Annotated in this window: 2 protein-coding genes; one reads left to right on the forward strand and one right to left on the reverse strand. The window is 44.0% G+C overall.

Going from position 1 to position 4,143, the window contains the following annotated elements:
* Window positions 1-245: 245 nt before the first annotated feature.
* Window positions 246-2,534 carry a S8 family peptidase gene (locus tag AC1YY3_RS12850; RefSeq protein WP_482194581.1) on the forward strand — a complete coding sequence of 763 codons (2,289 nt, stop codon included), beginning with the start codon at window positions 246-248 and terminating at the stop codon, window positions 2,532-2,534.
* Window positions 2,535-2,649: 115 nt separating this feature from the next.
* On the opposite strand, the gene AC1YY3_RS12855 is transcribed toward AC1YY3_RS12850, so the two are convergent.
* Window positions 2,650-3,840 (reverse strand): tyrosine-type recombinase/integrase, encoded by a 1,191-nt coding sequence (locus AC1YY3_RS12855; RefSeq protein WP_482194582.1) that lies wholly within the window; start codon window positions 3,838-3,840, stop codon window positions 2,650-2,652.
* Window positions 3,841-4,143 lie beyond the last annotated feature (303 nt).

Raw genomic sequence — 4,143 nt, forward strand, 5'->3', positions numbered from 1 at the left:
AAACCGCGAAAAATAGCCAAGGGTTTATGAAAAATGGCGAGATAAATGCGTATTTCAGCCGAATACCGCCCATTAAGGTGAATGCCAATTCAAAAAAATCGGCTTTTGACCAGTCAGCCGGAGTTTCTGCTGTTTGTGCAAAGGTCTCATGATATGATTTTTTAATTGCAGAAAATTTACTTTTCAATATAAAAAAGTAAAACATTATTTTCTTGCCTTATAGCCTGAAACTGGATAGAACCATTATGAACAATTATAAAAGTAATTTTTTTAAATTTATGATTATGTTGTTTTTTGCGGTATCAAGTCAAGGTGTTGTCACCCATTCTGAAGATGCAGAAGCTTCAATAGGATCAAGAGGAGATTTGCCGAACAAAGAATTAGCTTTTAGCGATAACTCTTCCACGAAAGCTTACGATCCAAATTTAGTAGCAAAATCGAATGGCGCACCTGCCATTTATAATGAGCTTAAGCAAAGTGGTAATGTTAGGATTATTTTGCGTTACAAGATAAAGTCAGGGTTGCCGAAATCAAGCGCCCAAAATAATGATCTTAAGCAATATAAGCAGGAAAAAGCGATAATTGAGGAAAAAATTCTGCTTAAGAATTTTGGCACAAACGAGTTAAAAAAAATACGCGGAGCAAGCCGTCCTTTGCGTCGTTATGATATTAGTCCAATGATGGCAATGACAGTTGACCAAAGTGAATTAGAAGCAATAGCCGCAGTTCCAGAAATAACGGCCATTTATGCTGATTCACTTAACTATACCAATCTTCAAGATAGTGTGCCTCTGATTGGTATGGAACCAAACGGTGCTTATACCTTGGGAGCGACTGGAACAGGGCAAGCGGTGGCTGTTCTCGATACTGGGGTACAAAGTAATCATCCATTTTTAAGTGGAAAAGTTGTAGGTGAGGCTTGCTTTTCCCATTCATATAGTGGGGCTATATCGTTATGCCCAAATGGGACTTCTAGTCAAACAGGCACAGGCGCAGCTGAGGCAACGACATCGGCGTGTATAAATGGATTAGATAACCTTTGTACGCATGGTACTCACGTTGCCGGCATAGCTGCAGGCGAAAACACCACCGTGGGTATTCCTCCAAATGGGGTCTCTAAAGAATCAAAAATTGTAGCTATTCAAGTATTTACCCGCTTTCCTGATAATAGTATAGGTGCTTATGATTCTGATATTCTTGCTGGCCTGAACTGGCTTTATCTGAATATTAATAGCTTTCAAAGCGTTACAGTTGCTGCTGCAAATATGAGTTTAGGTGGTGGATACTATAGTTCCGCTTGCGATGATAATGTACATAAACTCATCATTGATCAGTTAAGAGCCGCCGGTGTAGCCACGATAATTGCCGCCGGTAATGATGGTTTAACTGGCTATATTAGCTCACCAGGGTGTATTTCGACCGCTATTACAGTAGGTGCAACTACCAAGTCTAATGCTATTGCGTGGTACTCAAATGAGCATGAGACTATGGTAGATTTATTGGCTCCAGGTAGTTTAATTAATTCGTCTATTCCACCAAGTACTTATGCCTATTCTTCAGGCACTTCTATGGCAACACCTCATGTTGCCGGTTCTTTTGCCGCTATTCGTTCACGCCTGCCAAATGCCACAGTAGGTGCCATTGAAAGCGCTCTCAAAGTAAGTGGAATTCCTATACCTTCTTATTATAATACTTTTACCACCCCACTCATTCAAGTTGATGACGCTCTTAATTTACTTGGTGTAAAAACTGATCAAACCATCAACTTTGGAACGGCACCCAGTGTAAGTGTCAATGGAACAGGGACAGTATCAGCGACAGCGACATCGGGATTAGCTGTAACCTTTACAAGTGCTACATCTTCAGTTTGTAGCATTAGTGGAACTACAGTGACAGGTCTAAGCCCTGGAAGTTGTGGGATTTTAGCCAATCAAACCGGTAATAGTACTTACAATGCAGCACCACAAGCGACACAAACATTTACTGTTGCAAATGCTAAAACTGATCAAAAAACTGTTGTGTTTTCCTTAAGTCCAAGCAGTGTGCGAGTTGGTAGCTCTGCCACTCTCAAAACGTCTGGAGGCACTGGTAAAGGTGCTATTAGTTATACGATAACTCAAACCACTGGCTCAACTGTTTGTAATATTTCTGCGAGTAAGGTATTTGCGACAGGTGGTTCAGGTACTTGTACTTTAATAGCTAATAAAGCTGGTAATACTACCTATAATTCAGCAACATCTGCACCTAAGATTTTGACAGTTAATAAAGCCAATCAAGCAAAGCTAACGCTGAAAGCCTCGCCAACAGTAATCAAAGTTGGTGGAACTTCAACTCTTTCCACATCTGGCGGGACAGGTAGTGGAGTTGTGAGTTATAGTGTCAGCAGTCCAATTGGTAAATCCTCATGTACTGTAACTGGAAATCAACTTTTAATTACAGGGGTTAAGGGAGGATGTAAGGTAAAAGCTCTCAAAGAAGCTGATCAAGCATATAACGCTGCAGTATCAGCTGTGGTTAGTGTAAAGGCTAATTAATATTAAAAAAGAGAATATTTGCAAGATAGTGGTTAAGCCTGACCAAGAAGGAGTTGGTATGCCCTTGTGATATCAAAATGCAGTACATATGAAGTTTTTTAATTCAATTTAGGACTTATTTGTTGTATGCATTAGCCATCTTTACCCCTGCCGATTTCAGCATGAAGTCGGTGATGGTCTGCATGGGTAGCCTTAGCCGTTCGACGTTCAACTGGATATAGCCGCTGGTCACGTCTTCGCCCTGCTTGTGGTTCACCAAGGCTTTAACGGAATAGGCCGATATGTCCAACGATTCCGCCAGGGTGACAAATGTCCGGCGTAAGTCGTGCATGGTGAAGGGCATTTCCGTTTGCGCGATAACCTTGGCTATCTGCCGCTTGGGTTCTACCAGATAACCGCTTGCACCCTCGCCAGGGAACACAAAGGGGCTGGTGCTGTTGGCCTTGCGCTGGGTGAGCATAGCCGCCAAGTAATCAGACAAGGGCAGTTGCATCGGCCTGTTGTTCTTGGGGTCACGAAGGCTATAGCTGCGGTCGGTGAGGTCAATGTCCGCCCATTGCAACTTACCCGCTTCGGCCTTGCGGCAACCCGTCAATATCACGAATTGCAGGTAATCCCTTATGGTGTCGTTGTCGATGGTAAGCACGGCATCAAACCACGCTTTCAGTTGGTGGGCTTTAAGGTGGCCTGTGCGGGGCTTGACCTTGTACCAGCTCCTAGTCTGGCTAATGCGCTTGATGGGGTTCTCTGGCAGTATCGACAAGCCTTTTCCGGTCTCGTACTTGGCACTGGCATAGTTCAACACGCTGCGAAGGGTACGCGCCCCCAAGTTAGCGTAAGCCTTGCCGCGTTCCGTGCCTGCCTTGTTATGGCGGCGTTCCACGGCATCGCGGCTAATGTCGGTGATGGGCAGTTTTTGCCAGTCTGGGTAGATGTTATTCATTACCCCCGTGTAATCGCGTATGGTCTTGGGCTTTAGCGTCCTAGACTTGAGGAAATCGTCAAACACTTCACCTAGGGTTATGGCCTTTACCTTCTGTTCGCGCCTTACCTTTACGGGGTCAATGCCAGCCGCCAGTTCGCCTATCCGCTTCTTGGCTGTGTTCCGTGCCTGTTCAGCCGTCATGGTGGGGTATTTCCCCAATACGACGCGCTTGGTCTTATTGGCTATCCGTTGTTGGACACACCATGTCTTAGCCGTCTTGCCGATGTACATGCCAAACCCAGGCAGTCCGTCGTCCCAATAGAACACCTGCCCGTTATCGGCAAAGGGAAGGGCATCAACTATGGTTTTGTTCAGCTTCACGAGCCACCCCAAAAATTAATAAGCAATTAATAAGCAGATTGAATCAAAACAATTCAAAGACCGTCTGACTTATTATAACTTAAGTGCATTGATTAACAAGGGTTAATAGTGCTTATTAAAAGATGGTAAAGGCGGGTAAAACATGAGGGTTGCTAATTTGTAATCAGCCGGTCGCGGGTTCGAGTCCCATCACCAGCTCCATAAAAATCAAGCCCTTACGAGCAATCGAAGGGCTTTTTTGTTTTATGAGTCACCAATTAAGTCACCAGCATATTATAAACTTGGTGACTTTCGGGCATAAAA

Source organism: Methyloglobulus sp. (assembly GCF_964779595.1).